Raw genomic sequence first — 5,654 nt, forward strand, 5'->3', positions numbered from 1 at the left:
GGGAGCCAATTCTCAACAATTCCATAGACATTTACTACTATTTCCACTACCCTTCTACTCTAGAACTAAAACATTGAAAAAAAACTAATAAATGTTGCATTTAGTTAAATAATCAAGGACTTGATTCCTTTCCTCTGTAATATCAAAAAGATTGAAAAAATGGCTGGATTTAAAAAACTTATTTTAATACAAATAATATCTTGGTTATTGTGTGTTGCAGCAGGAAGCTACTTCATTTCAGTGGGCTTTGATAACGCGGTGAGTGAAGCACAAAAAAGTGCTCAAGTAACCGTCAGTAAGTATATAAATGAGCTGTCTATAGACGATATTTCTGCAGAAAATTTAAAAAAATCAATTGCAAACGGCAATACCTTTTCAAACTTCACGCTTAGAGATTATCAAGGCGCGGAAGTTTTCAGTGTTAATTCGTCTGAAGAGTTGCCAGCATTCGCCGAGTTTATTCAGTCTCAATTTAACTCTATACGCCCCCAATTTGCTGTCAACGATGCAGCAGATGTAAAAGTAGAATTTACGCTCAACATTCAACAACTAGCTTCGCAGCTACAAACGGCCCTCTTCATAGTAATACTTATATCTGCGGTGTTGGTGATCATTCCTATCATCTTACTTAAGTCAATTTTTTACCAGCTGAACAAAAATATCAGCACTACAGTATCTGACATCATTGATATTTATATTAACCAAAACCAAGTTGATGACGATCTACAAACTGCACTCGATGGTTCTAGTCTCAAAAAGCTGGGGAAAGATTTAGTTCCAAGCTTTAACCGGTTATCGCACTTTTTAAAGTCTAAAAGTCAAGATATACAAAATGCAGCAATGAGCATTAAACAAGAAGCCTATAAAGACGTTATCACTTCTTTAGGTAACCGAAATATGTTTGTTGAGTATTATGAAAAGCATATCGAAAACTGCGAGCAAAGTACGTTTGGCTCGTTAGCTATGGTGCGCTGTAGTGAGTTACAAGCAATTAATCAAAGCCGTGGCTATCAAAAAGGTGACGAGTACGTAAGGGGTGTTGCTGATATAATTAAACACTTGAGCGGCACTTATACTGGCAGCCAATTGTTTAGACTAAACAGCTCTGACTTTGCTGTTATTTTACCACATACACCGCTTAAAGAAGCTGAGCGCTTTGGTGAAAACTTACAGTCCCGCTTTACTCAATATCAACAAAACCAAGAATTAAGCTCTGTGGCTAATACCGGCATTGTGGGTTACGAAAAAGGTAAACCATTAGGCGAGCTACTTTCGGTGGTAGATAACGCGATGAGTATGGCTCAGTCTAAGCAAACTAATGCATGGCACGTACAACGCGAAACCGATTTAGTTAATAATGTAAGCGCAGGCTTTGGTAACCAAAACTGGCGTAAAGTAATAAACGAAGTTATTGAATCAAAACGCGTGCATTTAGTAATGCAAAATATTATGCCTTTGGGTAAAAGCATTAAGGCATACGCCGAGATACAGGTTAGGTTTAAAACCGAAGATAACCAAATGCTCCCTACTGCATCGTTTTTAGCCATGGCTGAAAAACTAGATATGGCAATAGAAATTGACCGCCTTATCATCGACTCATCGCTTGAAAAAGTTAAAAGCCGTAACTTATCCGAGAAATTCTTTGGCTTAAATGTAACGGCCTCAAGTGCACATAACGATCAGTTTGTAATTTGGCTAGAGCGTCGCCTATTAAAAGATACCCATATCGCATCTAAACTCGTTTTCGAAGTAAGTGAGTTTGGTTTACAACAAAATATTAAAGCCAGTAAACGCTTTATTGATATGGTTCACCGAGTAGGTGCACGTATTACCGTTGAGCGATTTGGTGTCGGTTTAACATCATTCAAGTTTTTCCGTGATTTAAAACCCGATTTCATAAAAATGGATGCCAGTTACACTCGCGGTTTAGAAGACGATAAAAATAATCAATACTTTATGCGTCTAATGGTAGATCTAGCACACAGGATTGGCGTGAGTGTATTTGCCGAAGGTGTAGAGAGCCAAGAAGAAAAACACATAATAGAAACCTTGTGCTTAGATGGCGTTCAAGGCTACTACATCGAAAAGCCGAAAGATATTTAACCCCTATTTTAAGAAAGAGCACTCGTTGCTCTTTTTTTTGTTTGTGCCCTTCCCCTTTATTTAGCGCTACGGTGATCACTGCCCCCCTCAAATTAGTATGATTAAAGTCATCATGTTAAAGAAAAAAGTATGTCTAACTCATAGGTCTATTACATCATTATTACTGTTAGTTAATTTAATAATGTTTATTTAAATGATAATCACTGCACATGTTGTTAATCAGAGCAGAAAAAAGGATAATACACGGGACTTTAAAAGCGCGAGGCTCGCATGACTGAATATGTATTGTTATTGATTGGAACCGTTCTAGTTAATAACTTTGTGTTAGTACAATTTTTAGGCTTATGCCCGTTTATGGGTGTATCAGGAAAACTTGATACAGCAATCGGCATGTCTTTAGCTACCACCTTTGTACTTACGCTTGCTTCAGTAACTAGTTACTTGGTTAATCAGTATATTTTAATCCCTTTGGATATAGAATTTTTACGCACCATGAGCTTTATTTTAGTTATTGCCGTTGTAGTGCAATTTACAGAAATGGTGGTACGTAAAACAAGCCCTACACTCTACCGTTTATTGGGTATATTTTTACCACTTATCACTACAAACTGTGCAGTACTAGGTGTTGCTTTACTTAATATAAAAGAAGACCACTCGTTTTTACAATCAGCAGTGTATGGTTTTGGTGCTGCGGTTGGCTTTTCATTAGTGCTCGTACTATTTGCAGCGCTGCGCGAACGCCTTGCTGCTGCTGATGTTCCAACACCTTTTAAAGGTGCCTCTATTGCTATGATAACCGCCGGCCTTATGTCTATGGCGTTTATGGGTTTTACCGGATTAGTGAAATTTTAATATGACCTTGTTTTATGCCTTAATTGCGCTTGGCTCACTCGCGCTGGTTTTTGGGTTAATTTTAGGCTTTGCTGCAATACGCTTTCGCGTAGAAAGTAACCCCATTGTTGAACAAATCGATACCATTTTACCGCAAACGCAATGTGGTCAATGTGGTTACCCAGGCTGTCGCCCCTATGCAGAAGCAATTGCCAATGGGGATGAAATTAATAAGTGCCCGCCTGGTGGTGAAGCCACCATGAAAAAGCTTGCTGGCCTGATGGGCGTTGATGAGAAACCCCTTGCCGGTGGAGAGCAAGCCGAGCCAATTAAAACCGTTGCATACATACGCGAAGACGAATGTATTGGCTGTACCAAATGTATTCAAGCCTGCCCTGTAGATGCCATTGTAGGTGCTACTCGCCAAATGCATACTGTTTTAATAGACGAATGCACAGGTTGTGATTTATGCGTTGAGCCCTGCCCTGTAGATTGTATTGATATGCTACCGGTTGCTGAAACAAAACAAAACTGGAAATGGCAGTTAGATGCTATTCCTGTTACACAAATAGATTAGAGGTTTGAGTGGAAAAGTTACTTGAACAAATACAAAAAGGTACTGTTTGGCAATTTCCTGGCGGCGTGCATCCTCCACAGCAAAAATCACTTTCTAACGGTGCAAATATTGCTCGCCTTCCACTACCTGACAAACTTGTAGTTGCGCTGAAACAACACATTGGCGCTAATGGTAAATTACTTGTAGAAAAAGGCCAACGCGTACTTAAAGGTCAAGCTTTAACTAAACCCGTTGCTAACTGGTCTGTACCAGTACATGCTCCTAGTTCGGGTGTTATTACAGAAATAGCGCCAAAGCCCTCGGCTCACCCGTCTGCACTGCCAGAGCTAAGTGTTGTTATTGAGCCTGATGGAAAAGACGAGTGGTGCACACTTAACCCAATAAGTGAGCCAAAAACACTAAGCCATACTGAGTTAGTTGATATAGTTCATCAAGCGGGTATCAGCGGCATGGGCGGCGCTGGTTTTCCAACTTATATCAAGGCCGATACAAAGCAAAAAATAGACTTTTTTATTGTCAATGCTGTGGAATGTGAACCCTATATAACTGCTGACGACACGCTAATGCGTGAGCACGCTGCTGAAATTGTACAAGGCATTGAATTAATGCAGCAACTTTTAGAGCCAACAGTTTGTATTGTGGGCATAGAAGACAATAAGCCAGAAGCTATTGCTGCAATGACTAAAGCGGCTGAACATAACAACAAAATTATTGTTCAAACCGTGCCAACAGTTTATCCCTCAGGTGGCGAAAAACAACTAATAAAACTGCTGACTAATCGTGAAGTACCCAGCATGGGAATTCCTGCTGATATTGGTGTACTCATGCACAATACAGGTACCCTTTATGCCGTACAACAAGCTGTTTATGAAGGGAAACCTCTTATAGAGCGAGTGGTTACAGTAACGGGTAACACTATACACAAACCAGGTAATGTATGGGCTTTATTAGGTACAGAAATCAAACACCTGCTCGACTGCCAAGGGTTTTCGCCAGTACCACAACAACGTGTTGTAATGGGTGGTCCAATGATGGGCTTTACATTGCCCACCGTACGGATTGGTGTAATTAAAACAACTAACTGTATTTTAGCCCCTGATCATAAAGAGCTTGCAGAGCCAGGACCTGAAAAAGCCTGTATACGCTGTAGTGCGTGTGCAGACGCGTGCCCGGCTTCGTTACTACCGCAACAATTACAGTGGTTTGCAAAATCTAAAGAGTACGACAAACTCCAAGAACATAACCTGTTTGATTGTATTGAATGTGGTGCCTGTGCGTATGTGTGCCCAAGCGAAATCCCACTTGTGCAATATTACCGAGTGGCTAAAGTTGAAATAAAAGAACAACAAGCTGAAAAAATAAAAGCAGATAGAGCAAAAGAACGCTTTGATGCGCGCAAGGAGCGTTTAGAGCGTGAACAAGAAGAGCGTAAAAATCGTCATAAGCGCAAGGCACCAGCTAAGTCTGATGATGAAAAGCAAAAAGTAGCGGATGCCCTTGCCCGTGTTAAAAACAAATCGAACGATGGCAATGAAAAGTCAGCCGTTGCTGCTGCAATAGCTCGCGCTAAAGCCAAAAAACTTGAAGGCCAAAATACAGAGATTGAGCCAGATAATAGTGAAGTCGCTAAAGAGCGTGCACTGCGCAAAGAGCAAGCTCGCAAATATAAAGAGCAAAAAGAGCTTTCTGAAGACGCTACAACCCCTGACGACAAAAAGTCTGCAGTCGCTGCCGCTATTGCACGTGCTAAAGCAAAAAAGGCAGCGCAAGCACAAGGTGCTCAAACTAATCCTGATGATGCCAATACGGCACCAGCTGATGATAAAAAACCAGCAGTGGCCGCTGCAATTGCTCGTGCTAAAGCTAAAAAGGCAGCACAAGCTGCTCAAGCTAATACAGATGATGCCGATACAGCAGCGCCTACTGATGATAAAAAAGCGGCTGTAGCTGCCGCGATTGCTCGCGCTAAAGCTAAAAAAGCAGCTAAAGCTGCTGAGCAACCAGATGAGCCAAGTCTCATCGACAAATCAACCAGTAATGTTAAATCTGAAGAGTCACAAACAGACTCTCCAGCAGATGACAAAAAGGCGGCTGTAGCTGCCGCAATTGCCCGAGCTAAAGCAAAAAAAGCAGCAAAAGAGGC

General features: G+C 41.0%; 4 protein-coding genes. All 4 read left to right on the forward strand.

Annotation, left to right across the window (positions count from 1 at the left end):
- The first annotated feature begins 159 nt into the window (after nt 1-159).
- The gene (locus tag CWB65_RS18215) at nt 160-2,103 is read left to right on the forward strand and encodes an EAL domain-containing protein (protein WP_138741164.1); all 1,944 of its coding nucleotides are present in this window, start codon (nt 160-162) and stop codon (nt 2,101-2,103) included.
- 270 nt (nt 2,104-2,373) lie between these two features.
- On the forward strand, nt 2,374-2,955 hold the full coding sequence (gene rsxA, locus CWB65_RS18220) for an electron transport complex subunit RsxA (RefSeq protein ID WP_008134172.1): 582 nt from the start codon (nt 2,374-2,376) through the stop codon (nt 2,953-2,955).
- Nucleotide 2,956: 1 nt separating this feature from the next.
- Nucleotides 2,957-3,511, forward strand: a complete 555-nt coding sequence (rsxB, locus tag CWB65_RS18225; protein WP_006794774.1) for an electron transport complex subunit RsxB — start codon at nt 2,957-2,959, stop codon at nt 3,509-3,511.
- Nucleotides 3,512-3,519: 8 nt separating this feature from the next.
- A partial coding sequence (gene rsxC / locus CWB65_RS18230) for an electron transport complex subunit RsxC (RefSeq protein ID WP_138741165.1) occupies nt 3,520-5,654 on the forward strand: 2,135 nt, incomplete at its 3' end.

The organism is Pseudoalteromonas sp. S554, from assembly GCF_005930865.1.
Classification (GTDB): domain Bacteria; phylum Pseudomonadota; class Gammaproteobacteria; order Enterobacterales; family Alteromonadaceae; genus Pseudoalteromonas; species Pseudoalteromonas marina.